Source organism: Bradyrhizobium sp. 40, assembly GCF_023100925.1.
Taxonomy (GTDB): Bacteria; Pseudomonadota; Alphaproteobacteria; order Rhizobiales; family Xanthobacteraceae; genus Bradyrhizobium.
In genome coordinates this window covers 5,644,045-5,662,242 of the sequence record NZ_CP064688.1, presented here as the reverse complement: position 1 = coordinate 5,662,242, position 18,198 = coordinate 5,644,045, and the positions used below count along the sequence as shown (strand labels likewise).

The following is an 18,198-nucleotide window of genomic DNA, read 5'->3' as shown; positions in this document are numbered from 1 at the left end:
CTCCAGGCAATCGGCGGGCAGGGGCCGATCACACATATATCGGGTTAGCGCCGGGAGCGTACGCGCAAGCCCGGCGCGGGCCGCTCCTGGAGCACGTCGCGACGGAAGCGGTAGAGCGCCGCCGGACGTCCGCCCGTCTGTGTCGACATCACCCCGGTCGGTTCGACCAGGGCTTCCATTTCGACCAGGCGGCGGAAATTTTGTTTGTGCAGGTGTCGGCCGGAGATCGCCTCCACCGTATACTGCAATTCCGTGAGTGTGAACTCGGCGGGCAAAAGTTCAAAGACCACAGGACGATACTTCAGTTTGGCACGCAGTCGCGCGATCGCTGTCGCAAGAATCCGGCGGTGGTCGAAGCGCATGGATGTACCGAGCGCGGACAGGGCCTTGCGCGCTAATGCCGCAGGGCGACCGTCGCGCCGCGCTTCTTCGACCAGCCCGGCCTCGTACAGGAGCTCGTAGCGGTCGAGCACGCGCTCCTCGTCCCAGGACGCGCCGTCCAGACCGAAATAGAACCGCACCCGATCCTTGCGCGGCAATGCGCGCGTCGTCTCCGGCGTCTCCTCTTCGGCCCACTCGGTCAATGCCGGGATGATGTCGTCCGCGATGATCGCGGGCGGGCCCTCTCGCCGGTCCTCCCAAGGCAGGAAGCGATACCATGGCGCGAAGCTCGCACTCGTGGCTGCCAGTTCGCCGCCGATGGCGCGCGTCAGTGCGAGATAGCCGATCGACACCATGTGCGCGCCGGTGTCGCCGGCCTCGGCATGCCGGCCGCGATCGCCAAACGTGTAGAGCTGTTCGACATAGCCGAGCCGCAGCCCCGTCTGTTCCTCGACCCAGGCCCGCAGGCCGATCTCGAAAGTGCGATGGCTCGGCGCATCGAACGGGCCGAACGGCAGGCCCGCCAGTCCGTCACTGTCGCGCGCGGTGAGGATCAGCGGCTCGTGATCCTCGATCGCGACGATCGCGGCAGTCAGGCCGATCTCGATCGGCGTCAGCAGCTTTTCGCTCATGCGATGGCGATCGCAACTGTCATTCGAGCTCGATCACGAAGGGGCGGCCCTCGACCATCATCGCGCCCGGGCCCATCTCGTCGAGTGCGCGCAGCATGCGGCCGTTGCGGCCCAGCGCACGGTCGGCAAGGCCGACGATGCGGCGGTTCGGCGAGGCGATCGGGGAAGCTGCCCGGATCTTCTTCGCGATCTCGGTCTCGTCGCGATCCGGATTGAGTGCGCACACGGCGGCAAAGGCGCTCGCGGTGGAGCGGCTGATGCCAGCATAGCAATGCACCACCAGCGGCGCGTCGCGGTCCCAGCCGCGCACGAAGTTCAGCACCTGCTCGATATGCGTTTCCGATGGCGCGACGAAGCCGTCCATCTCCTCGGTGATGTCGTCCATCGATACCTTGAGATGGTTGGCCGGCAGCACCGACACCGGCCGGGCCACCTGCTCGACATTGGCCATCACGGTCAGCACGTGGCTGGCCTTGGTGAGGCGGACGGTTTCGGGAAGGGCGGCGAGAGAACAGACATGGATCATGGCGGACCTTTTTCCGCGGATTATAGCGAGCGTTGGCGGGGTGGGCAAAGCGAAGCGTTCCCACCACTTTCGTCTCATTGCGCAAAATCAGTGGGGGCGGCGCAAGGGCCCTATTGCCCGCCCTGCAGGATCTACGCAAATACGGCGCCAAACCGCTCCAGAAACTGCTTCTCGGCCCGGGCAGCCGTCCAGGGGGTGAGATAGTCGCGCCGGACGCTGTCGGACAGGCCGGGGTCCTTGCCGAACAGGCGCTTGGCCTCGCTTTCACTGAATCCGGCAAGCGCGGTCGCCTCCAGATAGGCCGCGCCATGATCCGCTGCCTTGATCGCCAGCGTGATCTCGTCCGGCAGCACCGGCGGCAGGCCAAAGCGGATGTGGATGGCGCCGAGCAGGCGTTTCTCGACCGCTTTGTAATGACCGTCGAGCACGGCCTTGAACGGTGAAATCATGTCGCCGATCACATATTCGGGCGCGTCATGCAGCAGCGCGGCAAGCCGCATGCGCTGATCCACGCGGGGGTTCTCGTGCCGCATCACGGTTTCGACCAGCAGCGTATGCTGCGCGACCGAGAAGATGTGTGCGCCGATGGTTTGGCCATTCCAGCGGGCGACACGCGCCAGCCCATGCGCGACGTCGGCAATCTCGATGTCGAGCGGGGAGGGATCGAGCAAATCGAGCCGCCGGCCCGACAGCATGCGCTGCCAGGCACGAGACGCCACATCGCGTGACGATTTCCTGGCCGTCATCTGGCCTTGAGGCGCGGCTTGCGCTGCGACTTGCCGCAGCTCGCGTGACAATGGCAGTCGACGAGATGATCGTTGACCATGCCGGTCGCCTCCATGAAGGCATAGACGATGGTCGGGCCGACGAACTTGAAGCCGCGCGAGGACAGCTCCTTGGAGATCTGCATGGAGAGCGGCGTCGAGGCCGGCACGCTCGCGGTGGTCTTGAAATGATTGACCTTGGGCTTTCCGTCCATGAAGTCCCACAGGAATCTCGAGAAGCCGGGGCCCTTCTCCATAATGTCGAGATAGGATTTCGCGCTCGATATCGCGCCGTCGATCTTGGCCTTGTTGCGCACGATGCCGGCATCGTTCATCAGCGCGTGAACTTTCTTCTCGTTGTAGCGTGCGATCTTTTCCGGCTGGAAATCGTCGAAGGCTTTGCGGAAATTGTCGCGCTTGCGCAGGATCGTGATCCAGGACAGGCCGGCCTGGAAACCGTCGAGGATCAGCTTCTCATAGAGCGCGCGGTCGTCGTATTCCGGCACGCCCCATTCGGTGTCGTGATAGGCGACGTAGAGCGGATCTTCGCCGGGCCAGGGGCAACGCGTCTTTCCGTCGGGATGCAGGCGGGGAGCACGGCTCATGCGATGGGTTGCTTCGTTGGAATGCGCACGACGTCTGGTTCCGCAAGCCTCACAGCGAGGCCACCGGCAGTCAGCGCCTGGCCGGCATCGAGCGCGTCGGCAACGCGGTCGATGCGCACCAACGCGATGCCCTTTCCTTTCGCCGACGAGCCCATCGTGCCGACGGGCTTGTCGCCGGCGAGAACGCTGACGCCGGGCTCCGGCGAGGAGTCCTCGAGCAGCACCTTGACGCTACGGGTGCGCGCGGTGCCGCGATGCTGCATGCGCGAGACGACCTCCTGGCCGACATAGCAGCCCTTATCGAAATCGACGCCGGAAAGGCGGTCCATGTTGGTCTCGTGCGGGAACGCATCGCTGTACGTGAAATCGAGCCCGCCGCGCGGCACGCCGAGCGCGATGCGGTGGGCCTCGTAGGCGGCGGCGTCGACCATCTCGGCGCCGATCAGATCGGACAGCTTCTGTTTGAGATCTTGGGGGATCAGGATGCGGGTGCCGAGGTCCTCATTGCGCGGATCGGCGAAGGCGAGGTCGGGCTGGGCCGCGGGCTTGCCGCCCCAGGCCGCGAGCACGCCGAGATCCTCAGACAGGTTTTCCACCGTGACCTTGGCGCGCAGCTTGTAGAATTTCAGCTTGGTGGCGAGGCCGTCGGCAAGCGGCTTCGGGCAATCGATCAGGAACCCGCCGCCATGGCCGGCAGGTGCTTCCGTGATCAGGAAATCCACAATGATCTTGCCCTGCGGCGTCAGCAGCGCGCCGAATCGGCCGAGGCCCGGTTTCAGCTTGTCGACATCGGTCGTGACGAGGCCATTGAGGAAGTTGCGCGCATCCTCGCCCGCGACCTTGATCACGCCCCGGTCCGGAAGAAACGCTGATTTCATACGAAAATCTCTTGCGACATGTTGCTCTGGAACGTAAGCCCGCAAGGCAAAAACGACAAGACCTCAAGCCCTGCGCTTGGGGACGAGAGAGGCCTTCAGCCATGACCCAGCGTTTCGACGTGATCCTCAAGGGCGGCACTGTCGTCAACCAGGACGGCGAGGGAGCCCGCGATATCGGCGTCGTCAACGGTCGCATTGCCGAGATCGGCGCGCTGTCGCAGGCTTCCGCCGCGGAGGTGATCGACTGCAAGGGCCTGCATATCCTGCCCGGCGTGATGGACACGCAGGTGCACTTCCGCGAGCCCGGGCTGGAGCAGAAGGAAGACCTCGAGACCGGCTCGCGCAGCGCCGTGATGGGCGGCGTCACCGCCGTGTTCGAGATGCCGAACACCTCGCCATTGACCGTGACCGAGGCCACCTTCACCGACAAGGTGAAGCGCGCCCATCACCGCATGCATTGCGACTTCGCCTTCTTCATCGGCGGCACCCGCGAGAATGTGCAGGATCTGCCGGTGCTGGAGCGGGCGCCAGGTTGCGCCGGCGTCAAAGTGTTCATCGGCTCCTCGACCGGCGCGCTCTTGGTGGAGGACGACGAGAGCCTGCGCCGCATCTTCCAGGTGATCCGCCGCCGCGCCGCGTTCCACGCCGAGGACGAATACCGTCTTAATGAACGCAAGCCGCTGCGCATCGAGGGCGACACGCGTTCGCACCCGGTGTGGCGCGACGAGACCGCGGCGCTGATGGCGACGCAGCGGCTGGTCAAGCTCGCGCACGAGACCGGCAAGCGCATCCACGTGCTGCACATCTCGACCAAGGAAGAGATCGAATTTTTGCGCGACCACAAGGATGTCGCGTCCTGCGAGGCGACGCCGCATCATCTCACGCTGGTCGCGCCCGAATGCTACGAGCGGCTCGGCACGCTGGCGCAGATGAACCCGCCCGTGCGCGGCGCCGATCACCGCGCCGGGATCTGGCGCGGCATCGAGCAGGGCATCATCGACGTGCTCGGCTCCGACCACGCCCCGCATACGCTTGAAGAGAAACAGAAGACCTATCCGGCCTCGCCCTCCGGCATGACCGGTGTGCAGACGCTGGTGCCGCTCATGCTCGACCACGTCAATGCCGGCCGCCTGTCGCTGGCAAGGTTCGTCGATCTCACCAGCACCGGCCCCGCGCGCCTCTACAATATGGCCTGCAAGGGCCGCATCGCCGCCGGCTACGATGCCGACTTCACTGTCGTCGATCTCAAGCGCAGCGAGACCATCACCAACAAATGGGTCGCGTCCAAGGCCGGCTGGACCCCCTATGACGGCGTCCGCGTCACCGGCTGGCCCGTCGGCACCTTCGTCCGCGGCCGCCGCGTGATGTGGCAGGGCGAGCTCGTGACGGCCTCGCAAGGTGAGCCGGTGCGGTTTCTGGAGACGTTGAAGCAGTAGGGATTGCAGGTAAGCGGCACAAACTTCCTACACATCCGGTGTCGCCCTGGCGAAAGCCAGGACCCATTATCCCGACTGCATTTTGTTGCGAAGATGGGTGGCTACACGTGTGCGCCACAATTTGATCTTGTGGCAATGGGTTCTGGCTTTCGCCAGGACGACGCTGAGGGAGGAATGAATGACCCAACCAACACCCCTCATCACCACCGAGCAACTCGCAGCCCAGCTCGGCGATCCCAACCTGCGCCTCTACGACTGCACGACCTACAACGAGCCGGTGCCGCCGGGCAGCGACGTGCCCTATCGCGCGGTGCCCGGCGACAAGACGTTCGAGGCGGGCCATATTCCGGGCGCCGATTTTCTCGACCTGCAGGGCGAGTTCTCTGACGCCTCCGCGCAGCAATTCTTCATGATGGCTGATGTGGCCCAGCTGGAGGCCGCCTTCGGCCGCCACGGCCTCGATGCATCGAAGTCGGTCGTCCTCTACAGCATCGGCACCATGATGTGGTCGACGCGGGTCTGGTGGATGCTGCGCTCGCTCGGCGTCGACGCGCGGGTGCTCGACGGCGGCCTCGACAAATGGAAGGACGAGGGACGGCCGGTCGTAACAGGCGCCCCGAAGGGCTATCCGGCGACGACCTTCAAGGCCACACCGCGCGCTGGCTTCTTCGTCGACAAGAATGCAGTGAAGGCACGGCTCGGCGATTCCGCGACTGTTATCGTCAACGCGCTCGGTCCACAATTTCATCGCGGCCTCGAGCCGAGTCGCTACGGGCGGCCCGGCCGCATTCCCGGCAGCGTCAACGTATCAGCGGCAACGCTCGTCAATGCCGACAAGACTCTGACCTCGCTCGCCGATGCCGAAGCCAAATTCGCCGCGGCAGGCGTCACCCGCGACAAGAATGTGATCTGCTATTGTGGCGGCGGCATCTCGGCGACGATCGACCTGCTGTTGCTGACGCAACTCGGCTACGACAAGCTGACGCTGTACGATGCCTCGATGGGCGAGTGGGCGAGGGATCCGGCGCTCCCGATCGAGACGGATTAGGCCTTCGGGGGAGGCTAGAAAGTTGGGAACCTTTCCCTTGGGGCGGCATCCAATGTCCGGACGAAGCTAAACGAGCAGGTGACCGCCATGCCACGGACCGCAGCCGGCCTATCCGCCGGCGCCAAAACATCGGAAATCCGGACCTTGGAAGCCGAACTGGTCGAGCGGGCGCGGGGCCGTGACGAGGCCGCGTTACGCGAGATCATGCAGGCCAACAATCGCAGGCTCTATCGTCTGGCGCGCGGAATTCTGCGCAGCGACAGCGAAGCCGAGGATGTCGTTCAGGAAACCTATGTCCGCGCCTTCACCCATCTCGACGGCTTCCGCGGCGAGTCCGGGCTGTCGACCTGGCTGTCGCGCATCGCCATCAACGAGGCGCTTGGCCGGGCGCGAAGCGCCAGGCCGCATGTCGAACTCGGCTCGGTGCCCGAAGCGATGCTCGAGGGGCAAATCATCAAATTTCCCGCTTCTCCCGCAGGCGATCCGGAAAGGACCATGGCCCAACGTGAAATCCAGCGCGTCGTCGAGCGCGCCATCGATGAGTTGCCGGATGTCTTCCGGATGGTCTTCGTCGCACGCGTCATGGAAGGCATGAACATCGAGGAGACCGCCGAGCTGCTCGGCGTCAAGCCCGAGACCGTGAAGACGCGGCTGCACCGTGCGCGGACCATGCTGCGCGAGAACGTCGAGAAGGAGATCGGTCCGGTGGTGATGGATGCGTTCCCGTTCGCCGGGTGGCGCTGCGAGCGACTGACCGTGTCGGTGCTGAAGCGGCTCGGCATCGGCGGCTGAAGTTTTTCGGGAACGTTCGCGCGAGAATTCCATCCAACGCCTGTGAAGCAACGCGCCGGCAAAGCGTCCGGCACCACAGGAGTGTCAAACCATGTTCGTTCATTGGAGCGCGGCGATCGCCGCTGCAATTTTGTTGTCGAGCCCTGCGCTGCTGCAAGACGCCAGAGCAGCCGACAAGCCGACCGATCCGCAGATCGCCCACATCGCCTACACCGCAGGCGTGATCGACATCAACGCAGCCAAGCAGGCGCAGAAGAAGGCCAAGAACAAGGACGTGAAGGCATTTGCCGAGGACATGCTGCGCGACCATGAGGCCGTCAACAAGCAGGCGCTCGCGCTGGTCAAGAAGCTGAACGTCACGCCTGAAGACAACGACACCAGCAAGGCGCTGTCAAAGCAGGCGAGCGATAAGCTCGCCGAACTCGACAAGCTAAATGGTGCGGCCTTCGACAAGGCCTATGTCGCAAACGAGGTCGCCTACCACAAGACGGTCAACGGCGCGCTGGAAACCCAGCTCATTCCATCCGCCAGCAATGCCGAGCTGAAGAGCCTGCTGCAGACCGGCCTGAAAATCTTCCAGGGGCATCAGCAGCATGCCGAGCATGTCGCGGCGGAGCTGAAATAGGGAGGCAATGATGCCGGGACGATTGTCTGCGATCGTGTCAGCGGTCCTGCTCGTGGCGTTGGCCGTCCCGGCGCACGCTGCGACCATCGAGATCACGATGGAGAATCTCGAAGTGTCGCCGAAAGACGCTTCGGCCAAGGTCGGCGACACCATTGAATGGATCAACAAGGACGTCTTCGCCCACACCGCGACTGCCGGGAACGGCGATTTCGACGTGAACTTGCCTGCGAAAAAATCAGGGACGCTGGTTCTCAAGAAGGCGGGCACGATCGATTATTACTGCCGCTATCATCCCAACATGAAAGCGACGCTCAAGATCGAGCCGTAACGCTGGGGAGCGTATTCCTGACGGCAGCGGAAACTGGCCCCGCCCGCGTGGCGGGGGCATTTACGGCAAGGCTTACTGCCTCGAGGAAGACTTACTGTCTGGAAATGTCGACCGAGAATTCGCCGTTGCGGATGCGGCCGGGAAAGCCTTCGACGAACTTCGCCACCGCGTCCTCGCCATAGGTGCCGACGAGCTCGGCAAGGGCCGCAAACAGGCTCGCCTGCGCCAGGCAGTCGCCGTCGACGCCATCATGGCGCGCTTCGGCCCAGGCCTCATTGAGATAGCTCAGTGCGGCCTGCTTCTGCTCGTGATCGGGCAGCGGCGCGCGTGCGGGGGCGTAGGACACTGGATGGCTCATGAAACTCGATCAGGGCTGGGGCGCGATCCACGGCGATGCGCTGTGCGAGGGGTGTAGCACGCGCGTTAACGCCCGCTAGGCCACATCTTTAGGAACGGTTAACGGCTGTGTACAAACTCGACGACGGGGTTCCCCGCCGCGCGTCCGACAGCCCAATCCTCATGGTGAGGAGCGCGTTCTTCGCGCGCGTCTCGAACCATGCAGGCCCCGCTAGAGCCGGGCCTTTCATCCTTCGAGACGCCCGCTTTGGCGGGCTCCTCAGGATGAGGAATTTGCGTTGCAGGATGAAGCCGACAGGAATCAGTTCGCGTAACGCGCCGTGAGATCGCGCGAGATCTTCGCGCCTTCCTCGATGTAGCGGCGGATCGCCACCGTCGCGGCCGGCGTGCAGCTCCGGTAGGTCTGCTGGAAACCGTTATAGCCGCGGTTGAAGCCGGCGATCATGCGGGTGCGGCGTTCGCCCGCGGGGGTTTCGGCATCGATCAGCGCCTGCATCTCGCTGCGCCATTTGTTGCCCTCGTTGGACCCGCAGATGCCGCGCAGATAGTGCAGCCCACCGAGGATCTCCGCCAGCCGCTGCAAATCGCCGTCAAACGGCGCTGCCCCGTCCTGAGCCCTCGTGGGCACCGAGGCACAGGCGAGAATCAGGGCAAAAATGGCCAGAAATCGCGTCGACATCGGCCGGGTGTATGCCTCCTCGGGGCGGTGGACGCAAGGCGGGGGCTGTCAGGGGCCGATCAGCCGGTGGGCCGACTTGATGACCTCTTCCAGCCCGCCGGTCAGCTTGAGGTCGCCAAGGCCCGCTAGGGCCTCCGGGGCGATCCAGCGGTAGTCGTCGAGCTCGTCGTTGAGAACCGGCTCCCGGGCCACCCATCGGGCAGCAAAGGACATGATCAGGTAGTGGCCGGCGCCGGCCGCGGCCGGGAGCACTTCGCGCCAGCCCGCGAGGCCGATGATGTCGATATCGAGCCCGGTCTCCTCGTCGATCTCGCGCGCCAGCGCCTGGTGCAGCGATTCGCCGAACTCGACCCGACCGCCCGGCAGCGAATAGAACCCCTTTGCCGGCGAGCGTGCGCGACGGGTCAGAAGCACCTTGCCGTCACGAAAAATCGCGGCACTGACCGCGATTTGGGGACGGGTGGGCTGAACGATCGCAGCCATGACTTCACCTGCTCGGGCCTAGTTCGCCATGATGTTGTCGACGTCGGCTTCCGCGCCGCCATTGATGATGCCGCCGCAGGCCGCGATCAGCGGCTTGACCCAGTGGGCGGCCTGCTCGGCGAGGCGAACGCGGGTCGTGTCCTTCTCGACCTCGCGCATGGCCGAGCCGACCGCCGTCAGGATCGAGGTCATGGTGTCGGTGAGGTGGTCGAACTGGGCGCGCACGTTCGGGTCGGCTTTTTCATAGGCCTCGATCGCCAGATCCCGGGCCTTGAAATTCGACGCCGTGAAATGCTCGGCATAGGACAGCGGCGACCAGGTCAGAAAATCTTCCGCGCATTCCGGCATGTCGGGGACCATTTCCAGCAGCATCACGGCTTCATTGAAATGGTTGAGATAGTCGGTGGCAAGCCCGGTCCGCGGGTTGATGTTGGCCACGCGCAGCCGCTCGGCCCAGGCCGCGGCCTCGGGCGCCGTCTGTCCATGCATTCGCGCCGGCTGGGAGACCGTTGAGCTCATCTGCCGCAGTGTTAACGTTCGGGGTTAAAAGGACCTGAACGGACCCTATATAGGCCCTCAAGGATGTGTGGACGCTTCGTCATAACTTCGGCCCCCGCGGCTTTGCGGCAACTGTTCGGCTACATTGAGCAGCCGAATTTCCCGCCCCGGTTCAACGTGGCCCCGACACAACCGATTCCGGTCGTGCTGGCCGAGAACGGCGCGCGCCATTTCCGACTGATGCGCTGGGGTTTGCTGCCGGGCTGGGTCAAGGATCCCAAGGGATTTACGCTCCTGATCAATGCCCGTTCCGAGACGGTGCTGGAGAAGCCCGCCTTCAAACGCGCGATTCGCCGGCGGCGCGGCCTGATTCCGGCCGACGGCTATTACGAATGGAAGACGGAGGATGGCCGCAAGCAGCCCTTCTTCATCCATCGCGCCGACGGCGCGCCGCTCGGCTTTGCCGCATTGTTCGAGACCTGGGTTGGGCCGAACGGCGAGGAGCTCGACACGGTCGCGATCGTCACGGCGGCGGCAGGCGAGGACCTCGCCACGCTGCATGACCGCGTGCCCGTCACCATCAGCCCGCGCGATTTCGAGCGCTGGCTCGACAGCCGCAGCGATGACGTCGATGCCGTGTTGCCGCTGATGACCGCCCCGCGCATCGGCGAATTCGCCTGGCACCCGGTCTCCACCCGCGTCAACCGCGTCGCCAATGACGACGACCAGTTGCTGCTTCCGATCAGTGCGGAGGACATGGAAGCGGAAGCGCCGAAGAAGAAGGTGGTGCGGAAAGCGGCGGCCGGCTCAGCCGATGACGGGCAGGGGTCGTTGTTCTAGCTGCGAACCACAAAACAACTGTCGTCCCGGCCTAGTGCGCAATTGCGCACGAGGGGCCGGGACGACGGTGGAGTTTTAGGCGGCAGCCCTTACACGATTTCCCTCGCCCTCAACGCCGCGATCTCCGCCGCGTCGAATCCCAGTTCGCCCAGCACCGCGTCCGTATCCGAGCCGAGCTCCGGCGCCATCCGGTCCAGCCTGCCGCCGCCATGCGCGAGCTTGAATCCGCTGCCGGCGAAACGAAGCCGCCCATAGGGTGTGTCGAGCTCCTGGATCGCGCCGCGTGCCTTGATCTGCGGATGGTCGATCACTTCCTCGACCTTCCAGATGCTGGCGCAGGGCGCGCCGGCATCTTCCAGAATGGTCTCCCATTCGCGCGCCGGCCTTGCCGCGAGCGCCTCTTCGATGATGGCGCGCAGCGCCGGCTCGTTCTCGTTGCGGGCAAACCAGTCGGCAAAGCGCGGGTCGCTGAACGTATCCGCGCGGCCCAGTGCAGACATCAGCGCGCGATATTGCTTCTCGTTGTTGACGGCGAGCAGGATGTGACCGTCGCCGCATCTGAACAAATTCGCCGTGGTCCTGCGGCTGACAGCCTGATTGCCTGACAGCTGCTGGCGATGGCCGGCGACCGACCAGTCCGCGATCTGCCCCGACAGACACGCCATCGTCGCCTCCAGCATGGAGACGTCGATGAGCTGGCCCTTGCCGGTGCGATCGCGCTGGTACAGCGCGCTCGACACGCCGAACGCGGCGGTCGCGCCCGAGAGCACGTCGCACACCGCAAACCCCGCGCGCGTCGGGCCGGTTTCGGGATGACCCGTGATCGCCATGATGCCGGACAGCGCCTGCATCTTGCCGTCATAACCGGGGCGCAGCCGATCCGGACCGGTCTGGCCGAAGCCTGATACCGCGCAGTAGATCAGCTTCGGATTGATCGCGGACAGCGCCTCGTAGCCGATGCCGAGCTTGTCCATCACGCCGGGGCGAAAATTCTCCATGACCACGTCGACCTGCGCGGCGAGCTTCTTCACGATCGCGACCGCATCGGGCTTTTGCAGATCGAGCGTCAGGCTGCGCTTGTTGCCGTTAATGGCCTGGAACGCTGGCGCGAGACCGCGGTCGGCCCATTCGCGCGAGAGCGGCGTGCGGCGCATGTCCTCGCCCTCGCGCCGCTCGACCTTGATGACCTCGGCGCCCAGGAGCGCGAGCTGGTAGCTCGCATAGGGGCCAGCCAGCACTTGCGTGAAGTCCAGGATCTTCACGCCCTCGAACGGTCGCGTCACGTCGCTCTCCCTTTTTGTTTTGGTTGTCGGAGGACGTCAGGCGGCGCGATTGCCGCGCGCGATCTCCTTCTGCTTATCGAATTCGGCACGGCGGCGCGCCAGCTCTTCGGCTGAGAGCTGCGCGACGTTGTTGTAGTCGAGCTTCCAGGAGGCGTCCTCGCTCCAGCGCAGCGGTGACTGCATGGTGGTCTGCGGGCCGCTCGCGTTCTCCAGCAATCTGAGCGCCAGCTCGAGCGTCTGCGCCTGCGAGGCGACGTCGTGCGGCTTGCCGGCGGAATTGCCGAGCGGAAAATCCGAGAACAGGAAGCGCGGCACCGCAGCGTGCTCGATGATGTCCTTGGCGCAGCCCAGGATCACGGTCGGAATGCCGCCTGCCTCGAGATGCCGCGCCACCAGCGCCGTGGTCTGGTGACAGACCGGGCAGTTCGGCACCAGCACGGCGACATCGACCTTGTCGGCAAGGCAGCGCGCCAGAATCTCCGGCGCGTCGGTGTCGAGGGTAACGCGATGGCTGCGGTTGGTCGGCGCGCCGAAGAAGCGCGGGGCCACCTCGCCGATGCGCTCCGCAGCACTCGCCTTCAAAAGCTGCGGCAGCGGAAACCAGGTGCCGTTGTCGGTGGCCGTGGTGTGCTTGCGGTCGTAGCCGATATGCGAGATGCGAAGGTCGTGCGGCTTCGCCGTGTCGCCGTCATAGACCTGGTAGAATTTCGCACCGCCATTATACGCCGCGCCCGGACCCTGGTCGCCCTTGGCTGGATCGTACGGCGCGGCCGTCGTGATGATGGTGACGCGCGACTGCGACAGCGGCTTCTTCAGCGGCTGGAACGGCGCCTCGGTGTAGTGGGCCCAGCGATACGCGGTGGTGTAGCCAATCGCGGCGTAATAGTCCCGCGTGCGCTGCATATAGGGCACGGGGGCGTCATAGTCGGGCGCAAAGCCGAATTCGTCGTCGCGCGAAGCGGACATGGGCGCGTCTCCTGGTTCTCGTTGGCGACAGACTAGAGATAGTCGGGGGTGAGCTCAAGAGTAAGCAAGTTCACCGAAACACATGCAGCGCCACATGCTGCAGCAGCATGATCGCCTTGGCGTCGATGATGCGCCCGTCCGCGATCATCGCCAGCGCTTCGTCGATGCCGAGCTCCAGCACCTCGATGTCCTCGCCTTCGTGTTCGAGGCCGCCGCCGTCGCTGACCCGCATCTCCGGCTCGTACTCGGCGACAAAGAAATGCAGCTTCTCCGTGATGGCGCCGGGGCTCATGAACGCCTCGAACACCTTGTGGACGTGGTGCAGGCGATAGCCGGTTTCTTCCTCCGCTTCGGCGCGGATGCGCATTTCGGGCGAGGCATCGTCGAGCACGCCGGCGGCCGCCTCGATCAGCAGATCGTGGTAACCGCGGATGAAGGCCGGCAGGCGGAATTGCTTCACCAGGATCACCGTACGCCGAGCGAGATTATACGGCAGCACGGCGGCGGCGTTATCGCGCTCATAGGTCTCGCGGTGCTGGGTCTGCCATTCGCCATTGGCGCGCCGGTAGTCGAACGTGGTGTTCTTCAGCGTGGTCCAGCCGTCCGAGAGCACGCGGACGTCCTTGATGCGGACGCGGTCGGAAATCGTCATGGCTCGATCTCAATTGCTTGGCGTTGTGGTGCGGCCGTCGAGCCACTTCTGGAACATCACCGAGGTCGATTCCTCGAAACCCAACGACTGGTAGAACGCATTGGCCTGCTCATTGCCGCGCCGGACCAGGAGCTGGAGCTTTGCGATGCCGGCCGCGCGCAGCCAGTCCTCGGCCGCCGCCATGACGACGCGGCCGTGGCCACGCTTCTGGCTATCCGGGTCGACCGCGACGTAATAGACCCAGCCGCGATGGCCGTCATGGCCGACCATGACGGTGGCGACGATGGCGCCGGCGTCGCGGCCGAGCAGGATGGTGGAATTATCGCGCCGCCGCGCCAGTGCGATGTCGGCATGCGGATCGTTCCACGGCCGGGTCAAGCCGCAGCGCTGCCACAGCGTGACCACGGGCTCGACATCGGCCTCGGTGATCGCGTCGATCGTGAGCGCACTCACAGCACTTTTCCCGGGTTCATGATTCCAAGCGGATCGAGCATCGCCTTGATGGACCGCATCAGCTCGATTGCAGTCTTGTCCTTCACATCGGGAAGCTCGTCGCGCTTGAGCACGCCGATGCCGTGCTCCGCCGAGATCGAGCCGCCCATGCGCAGCACGATCGCGAACACCACCGCGTTCATCTCGTGCCAGCGCGCCAGATAATCCGCGGTATTGGCGCCGATCGGCTGGCTGACATTGTAGTGCAGATTGCCGTCGCCCAGATGGCCGAACGGAACCGGCCGCGCGCCGGGGATCAGTTTCACCACGGCTTCATTGGCCTCGGCGATGAAGGCGGGTACGGTGGCCACCGGCACGGAAATGTCGTGCTTGATCGAGCCGCCCTCCGGCTTCTGCGCCGACGACATCTCGTCGCGCAGCTTCCAGAAGCCGGCGCGCTGGGTCAGATTGGCCGCGATCACCGCGTCGTCCACGATCTCGTCCTCCATGGCGCGGCCGAGGATCGTTTCCAGTGGCGTGCGGGCGTCGTCGCCGGGCGACGACAATTCCAACAGCACGTACCAGGCATGCTTTTGCGCGAGCGGATCGCGCACGTCGATGCCGTGGCGGATCGAGAAATCGACCGCCATCTCCGAGAGCAGCTCGAAGCTCGTCAGCGCATTGGCGGCCTCGCTTTGCGCGATCGCCAGCAGTTTCAGGGCGGCGTCCGGCGACTTCAGCCCGACGAAGGCGGTCTCGATCGACCGCGGCTTCGGAAACAGTTTCAGCGTCGCCGCCGTGATGATGCCGAGCGTGCCTTCGGCGCCGATGAAGAGATTGTGCAGATTGTAGCCGGTGTTGTCCTTCTTCAGCTTCGAGAGCACGTTGAGCACGCGCCCGTCCGCCAGCACCACCTCGAGCCCCAGCGCCATCTCGCGCGCGACGCCATAGGCGAGCGCGGCCGTGCCGCCGGCATTGGTCGAGAGATTGCCGCCGATGGTGCAGCTCCCTTCCGCGCCGAGCGAGAGCGGGAACAGCCGGTCCATTTCGGCGGCCTTTTGCTGTGCGATCTGCAGCACCACGCCGGCCTCGCAGGTCATGGTGTTCGACGCAGTATCGACCTCGCGGATCTTGTCGAGCCGCCGCAGCGACACCACCACCTCGCCATTGTGCGGGGTCTGGCCGCCGACCAGCCCGGTGTTGCCACCCTGTGGCACCAGCGCGAATTTGTGCTCGGAGGCGAGCTTGCAGATTGCGGCGACCTCGGCGGTCGAGCCGGGGCGCAGCACCAGCGGCGAGCGGCCGTGGAACAGATTGCGCTCCTCGGTGACATAGGCCTCGATGTCGGCCGCATCGGTGATGGCGTGCCTCTCGCCGACGATTCTGCGGAATTGTTCGATCAGCTCGGGCGCAAGCGGTGGGGTCGCGGAATGATTAACGTTCATTGTCTTGTCTCTTGCTTCGCTCTTATCGCGCCACGGCCGCCCGGCGCAGCCGGTCGTTGATCGCTTCGCCCAGATCTTGTTCGGGGATCGCCATCACCGCGATCGCCCGCGGCCCGCTGGCATCGAGGGCGCGAAGATAGCCGAACAGATTGGCGGCGGCTTCATCGAGATCGCCGCTGGGCGACAAATTCATGACCGCCGTGGCGGCCTCCAGTCCGGGCAGGCGCGCGGGGCCGAACGCCAGCAGCGCTTCGCCCGGCGCGACGTCCCGCGCATTGAGCCGCACATTGGCGCGCGGCGCGTAATGCGAGGCCAGCATGCCCGGCGCCAGCGGCTGGCTGTCGTCGCTTTCGGCCTCCGCGGGCAGTCGCGCCAGCGGTGCACCGAGCACGGTCTCGATCCGTTCGCGTGACAGCCCGCCGGGCCGCAGCAGCATCGGCGCCGCAAAGCAGCCGACGATGGTCGATTCGACGCCGACCGTAACGGGTCCGCCGTCGACGATCAGGTCGATCCGCCCCACAAGGTCGCCCTCGACATGGGCCGCCAGCGTCGGCGAGACGTGGCCGGAGAGGTTGGCGGACGGCGCCACCACCGCCCCGCCGAAGGCGCGCAGGATCGCCTGCGCCACCGGATGGGCCGGAATGCGGATCGCGACCGTATCGAGGCCCGCGGTGGCAAGCTCGGCCACCGGGCAGTTTTCCGTCTTCCTCACCACCAGCGTCAGCGGCCCCGGCCAGAACGCCTCCGCGAGGCGCAAGGCGCAGGCGTCGAATCGTCCGATCCTCCGCGCGGCCGCGAGGTCGGCGACATGCGCGATCAGCGGATTGAATGCCGGCCGCCCCTTGGCGGCGTAAAGATGGGCGATCGCGCCGGCATTTCCGGCGTCCGCCCCGAGCCCGTAGACCGTCTCGGTCGGGAACGCGACCAGCCCGCCGGCGGCCAATGTCCGGGCGGCAGCTTCCGCGCCGGCCTCGCCGGCCGGTAAAATCAGCGTTTCAAGACCCGTTTTCACAGGGATAAGATTCCTCAGCTCGGCCGCTTGCGGTGCGCCAAACCCGACGCTATAAGCCGGCCTCTTGTCGGAGTGTGGCTCAGCCCGGTAGAGCACTGCGTTCGGGACGCAGGGGTCGCAGGTTCGAATCCTGCCACTCCGACCATTCTTCCAAAAGTCGACGTTCTAGAGGCTCGGCGGACCGGTCGCCGGGGCCTCGGAAGCGCCTTATTGCAACGATTTAGGGCGCGGGTCCACGGCCGATTTGGCCGGGCAGAGGCGTGTGCCGCAGCGGCATGGCTTTCTTTTCGCCGGCATCCCTGATCCGGCGTTGCACGGTAGGTCAGAGAATTACCGTCTCGCCGCGAGCGAGCCAATCAAATCACCACCAGGCGCGGCTCCCACGAGGCCTCCTCTGACGCTTCCGCAATTGCCTCGAAAACCGCCGTAACTCATCAAGCGCTCGCGCTCGGGACGGTCGGTTGCCATCCGGTCAGACCGACGGTTAGATGAACCTGCAGTCGATCGCAGCTTCAAGCAGCGCAATCCGCCAATAACAAAAAACAGGGCAGGAATCATGAACAAGAAAATCGTCGCGCTTGTTGCAGCTTTTACCTTCGCTGCTTGCGGATCGGCATGGGCCGCGTGGCCGGAAGACAAGCCGATCGAAGTCGTCGTCGGCTTTGCGCCCGGCGGCGGTACCGATGTCATGGCTCGCAAACTTCTTCCCTTTGTTGAGCGCGCGCTAGGCGGTAAGGCGAAGTTTGTCGTCCTGAACAAGCCTGGCGCTGGTGGAGAGATCGCGTTTGCTGCGATCGCGCGCGCGGCGCCTGACGCCTATTCGATCGGCGTCGTCAACGTGCCGGGCTACAACTTTCTGCCGATGACGCGCAAAACCCAATACACTACGGATGAAATCCGGCTGGTCGCACGGATCGTTGAAGATCCGAACGTGATGGTGGTTCCCGCGGACAGCAGATTCAAGAATTTGCCGGATGTCATTGCCGCACTTCGCAGCAAGCCGGGCTCGGTGACGTTTGGTCACAACGGTGCCGGCACGAACGGTCATTTGGCCATTCGCATGCTGGCAGCAGCCGCGAAGGTCGAGCCCAACGAAATCTCTTACAGAGGAACTGCCGCGCAGCGGACCGATCTATTGGGCGGGCATCTGGAAGTCGGGATGGTCACTCTCAGCGAGATTCCCGAATTACATGGGACCAACAAGGGGCCACTTCGCGTCATCGCGATCCTGTCGAAGAAGCGCTTTCCATCGCTGCCCGAAGTTCCGACAGCAGAGGAAGTGGGCTTTCCGATCACGACGACGGCAGAACGCGGCTTCGCGGTGCCGAAGGGCGTTCCGGACGACATCGTCAAGAAGCTGGAAGCCGGGATTGCGGAAGGCCTGCGCAATCCTGAGTACCTGACGAATTCGCCTGGCGACGAGCCGGTGATCGCTTTCCTGACTGGCGCTGAGTGGCAAAAACGACTCGACGGCATGTCTGAGGCGTTGCGTCCTTATGCTGAAGACATGCGCGCGAACGAGCAGAAGTAATCAAC

The 18,198-nt window shown here is 64.8% G+C and carries 22 protein-coding genes and 1 tRNA gene; 8 read left to right on the top strand and 15 right to left on the bottom strand.

The genetic code is table 11. From position 1 onward, the window contains the following. Window positions 1-44: 44 nt before the first annotated feature. From IVB40_RS27280 to IVB40_RS27260, 5 genes are all read right to left on the bottom strand, one after another. Window positions 45-1,013 (bottom strand): NAD regulator, encoded by a 969-nt coding sequence (locus IVB40_RS27280; RefSeq protein WP_027568632.1) that lies wholly within the window; start codon window positions 1,011-1,013, stop codon window positions 45-47. Between the two features lie 19 nt (window positions 1,014-1,032). Next, the gene (locus IVB40_RS27275) at window positions 1,033-1,539 is read right to left on the bottom strand and encodes a protein-tyrosine phosphatase family protein (protein ID WP_027568633.1); all 507 of its coding nucleotides are present in this window, start codon (window positions 1,537-1,539) and stop codon (window positions 1,033-1,035) included. A 131-nt stretch (window positions 1,540-1,670) separates the two neighbouring features. Further along, entirely contained in the window at window positions 1,671-2,285 is a 615-nt protein-coding gene (locus tag IVB40_RS27270) for an HD family hydrolase (protein WP_027568634.1), read from the bottom strand. Then, a complete protein-coding gene (locus tag IVB40_RS27265; protein WP_247816843.1) occupies window positions 2,282-2,908 on the bottom strand; it encodes a DNA-3-methyladenine glycosylase I in 627 nt (208 codons plus the stop codon). The genes IVB40_RS27270 and IVB40_RS27265 overlap by 4 nt, the downstream gene beginning before the upstream one ends. Beyond that, a complete protein-coding gene (locus IVB40_RS27260; protein WP_247816842.1) occupies window positions 2,905-3,786 on the bottom strand; it encodes a folate-binding protein in 882 nt (293 codons plus the stop codon). The genes IVB40_RS27265 and IVB40_RS27260 overlap by 4 nt, the downstream gene beginning before the upstream one ends. Window positions 3,787-3,887: 101 nt before the next feature. On the opposite strand from IVB40_RS27260, the gene IVB40_RS27255 reads away from it, so the two are divergent. The 5 genes from IVB40_RS27255 (at window position 3,888) to IVB40_RS27235 (ending at window position 8,015) form a co-directional block, all read left to right on the top strand. Continuing rightward, window positions 3,888-5,222 carry a dihydroorotase gene (locus IVB40_RS27255; RefSeq protein ID WP_247356977.1) on the top strand — a complete coding sequence of 445 codons (1,335 nt, stop codon included), beginning with the start codon at window positions 3,888-3,890 and terminating at the stop codon, window positions 5,220-5,222. Between the two features lie 178 nt (window positions 5,223-5,400). After that, window positions 5,401-6,270 (top strand): sulfurtransferase, encoded by an 870-nt coding sequence (locus IVB40_RS27250; RefSeq protein ID WP_247816841.1) that lies wholly within the window; start codon window positions 5,401-5,403, stop codon window positions 6,268-6,270. A gap of 87 nt (window positions 6,271-6,357) precedes the next feature. Then, the gene (locus IVB40_RS27245; RefSeq protein ID WP_247816840.1) at window positions 6,358-7,062 is read left to right on the top strand and encodes an RNA polymerase sigma factor; all 705 of its coding nucleotides are present in this window, start codon (window positions 6,358-6,360) and stop codon (window positions 7,060-7,062) included. A 91-nt stretch (window positions 7,063-7,153) separates the two neighbouring features. Next, window positions 7,154-7,687 (top strand): DUF4142 domain-containing protein, encoded by a 534-nt coding sequence (locus tag IVB40_RS27240; protein WP_247816839.1) that lies wholly within the window; start codon window positions 7,154-7,156, stop codon window positions 7,685-7,687. A gap of 10 nt (window positions 7,688-7,697) precedes the next feature. Continuing rightward, window positions 7,698-8,015, top strand: coding sequence for a cupredoxin domain-containing protein (locus IVB40_RS27235; RefSeq protein WP_247816838.1), 318 nt, complete (start codon window positions 7,698-7,700; stop codon window positions 8,013-8,015). A 91-nt stretch (window positions 8,016-8,106) separates the two neighbouring features. Here the strand turns inward: IVB40_RS27235 and IVB40_RS27230 are convergent, their stop codons facing one another. The 4 genes from IVB40_RS27230 to IVB40_RS27215 form a co-directional block, all read right to left on the bottom strand. Next, window positions 8,107-8,373 (bottom strand): hypothetical protein, encoded by a 267-nt coding sequence (locus tag IVB40_RS27230; protein WP_007594892.1) that lies wholly within the window; start codon window positions 8,371-8,373, stop codon window positions 8,107-8,109. A 300-nt stretch (window positions 8,374-8,673) separates the two neighbouring features. Beyond that, window positions 8,674-9,051, bottom strand: coding sequence for a TIGR02301 family protein (locus tag IVB40_RS27225; RefSeq protein WP_007607220.1), 378 nt, complete (start codon window positions 9,049-9,051; stop codon window positions 8,674-8,676). 48 nt (window positions 9,052-9,099) lie between these two features. After that, window positions 9,100-9,534, bottom strand: coding sequence for an NUDIX hydrolase (locus tag IVB40_RS27220; RefSeq protein ID WP_247816837.1), 435 nt, complete (start codon window positions 9,532-9,534; stop codon window positions 9,100-9,102). Window positions 9,535-9,552: 18 nt separating this feature from the next. Then, on the bottom strand, window positions 9,553-10,053 hold the full coding sequence (locus IVB40_RS27215; protein ID WP_027516476.1) for a hypothetical protein: 501 nt from the start codon (window positions 10,051-10,053) through the stop codon (window positions 9,553-9,555). Window positions 10,054-10,116: 63 nt separating this feature from the next. Between IVB40_RS27215 and IVB40_RS27210 the strand changes: the two genes are divergently transcribed. Next, window positions 10,117-10,872, top strand: coding sequence for an SOS response-associated peptidase (locus IVB40_RS27210; protein WP_027568644.1), 756 nt, complete (start codon window positions 10,117-10,119; stop codon window positions 10,870-10,872). A gap of 89 nt (window positions 10,873-10,961) precedes the next feature. On the opposite strand, the gene IVB40_RS27205 is transcribed toward IVB40_RS27210, so the two are convergent. The 6 genes from IVB40_RS27205 to IVB40_RS27180 form a co-directional block, all read right to left on the bottom strand. Further along, window positions 10,962-12,155, bottom strand: coding sequence for a CoA transferase (locus IVB40_RS27205; RefSeq protein ID WP_247816836.1), 1,194 nt, complete (start codon window positions 12,153-12,155; stop codon window positions 10,962-10,964). Window positions 12,156-12,191: 36 nt separating this feature from the next. Beyond that, window positions 12,192-13,121: a glycine reductase gene (locus IVB40_RS27200; RefSeq protein ID WP_247816835.1), complete on the bottom strand. Its 930-nt coding sequence runs from the start codon at window positions 13,119-13,121 to the stop codon at window positions 12,192-12,194. Window positions 13,122-13,191: 70 nt separating this feature from the next. Then, a complete protein-coding gene (locus IVB40_RS27195; RefSeq protein WP_247816834.1) occupies window positions 13,192-13,773 on the bottom strand; it encodes a GDP-mannose pyrophosphatase in 582 nt (193 codons plus the stop codon). A 9-nt stretch (window positions 13,774-13,782) separates the two neighbouring features. Next, window positions 13,783-14,226: a GNAT family acetyltransferase gene (locus IVB40_RS27190; RefSeq protein WP_247816833.1), complete on the bottom strand. Its 444-nt coding sequence runs from the start codon at window positions 14,224-14,226 to the stop codon at window positions 13,783-13,785. Continuing rightward, window positions 14,223-15,650 (bottom strand): FAD-binding oxidoreductase, encoded by a 1,428-nt coding sequence (locus tag IVB40_RS27185; protein WP_247816832.1) that lies wholly within the window; start codon window positions 15,648-15,650, stop codon window positions 14,223-14,225. The genes IVB40_RS27190 and IVB40_RS27185 overlap by 4 nt, the downstream gene beginning before the upstream one ends. A gap of 22 nt (window positions 15,651-15,672) precedes the next feature. Then, on the bottom strand, window positions 15,673-16,662 hold the full coding sequence (locus IVB40_RS27180) for an L-threonylcarbamoyladenylate synthase (protein ID WP_247816831.1): 990 nt from the start codon (window positions 16,660-16,662) through the stop codon (window positions 15,673-15,675). A gap of 68 nt (window positions 16,663-16,730) precedes the next feature. Between IVB40_RS27180 and IVB40_RS27175 the strand changes: the two genes are divergently transcribed. Continuing rightward, window positions 16,731-16,807, top strand: a tRNA-Pro gene (locus tag IVB40_RS27175). 411 nt (window positions 16,808-17,218) lie between these two features. Further along, window positions 17,219-18,193 carry a tripartite tricarboxylate transporter substrate binding protein gene (locus IVB40_RS27170; RefSeq protein ID WP_247816830.1) on the top strand — a complete coding sequence of 325 codons (975 nt, stop codon included), beginning with the start codon at window positions 17,219-17,221 and terminating at the stop codon, window positions 18,191-18,193. Window positions 18,194-18,198: the final 5 nt, after the last annotated feature.